Origin of the sequence: Streptococcus sp. 27098_8_74 (genome assembly GCF_041431705.1) — a bacterium.
In the GTDB taxonomy this organism is placed as follows: Bacteria; Bacillota; Bacilli; order Lactobacillales; family Streptococcaceae; genus Streptococcus; species Streptococcus salivarius_E.
Genome location: NZ_JAPVYF010000067.1, coordinates 1 through 693, shown reverse-complemented (window position 1 = coordinate 693; position 693 = coordinate 1). Strand labels below are relative to the sequence as shown.

At 37.7% G+C, this 693-nt stretch carries 1 protein-coding gene; it reads left to right on the top strand.

Features of this window, described 5'->3' with window-relative positions; translation table 11 throughout:
- The first annotated feature begins 149 nt into the window (after positions 1-149).
- The gene (locus tag O3670_RS10955; RefSeq protein ID WP_371596178.1) at positions 150-500 is read left to right on the top strand and encodes a TrbC/VirB2 family protein; all 351 of its coding nucleotides are present in this window, start codon (positions 150-152) and stop codon (positions 498-500) included.
- The last annotated feature ends 193 nt before the right edge of the window (positions 501-693 follow it).

Below are 693 nucleotides of genomic sequence, written 5' to 3'. Positions count from 1 at the left end.
AAGATAGGCGTCAGACGCATATTAGTGTCAAACGGATACCTTCAGAGGAGTATGGTAACTACTTGCTTACTTCTTAAGGGGTGTCACTAGGTTGTGACTCGTAGATGAAATATTGTAGACTACAGATATTAAAATTTAAGGAGGCTGTTTTGAAAGAAAACACATTTTTGAACAACGTAAAGACAAAGGCATCAACACTAGGAATGACTGCTTTGTTAACGTTAAACTCTGCATCACTTGCTTTTGCGGAGCAAACTGGAGGAAATGGGGCTGCTAATCCAGCTAATGAAGCAACAAATACGCTTAATGACGTTGCAGGTATGTTGCGTATTATATTCCCAGGAGCTGCAGTAGTATTCGGTTTAGTTGCTTCAGCCTTGTTAATGATGGGAGATAAGAAACGAACAGTAGCACTTGATTGGCTAATGTGGATTGCAATCGCACTATGTGTTGGTTCTGCGATAAGTACAATCGTTACTTATCTTTGGCAACCAAAATAAATCTTTAAGAGGTATACTTTATGGAAAAAGAATTACTTACCATAAAGGGGAATCGCAAGGTATTGTTTCCCGATGCCTTGTTTCTTTATATCGAATGGAAAGGAAATGCAAATCCTAAAAAGGATGAAGAGTTAGCAGACATCATTGATGACTTAGATACTGAATATTTCCCTAGTAATAAAAAGGAAAGTAT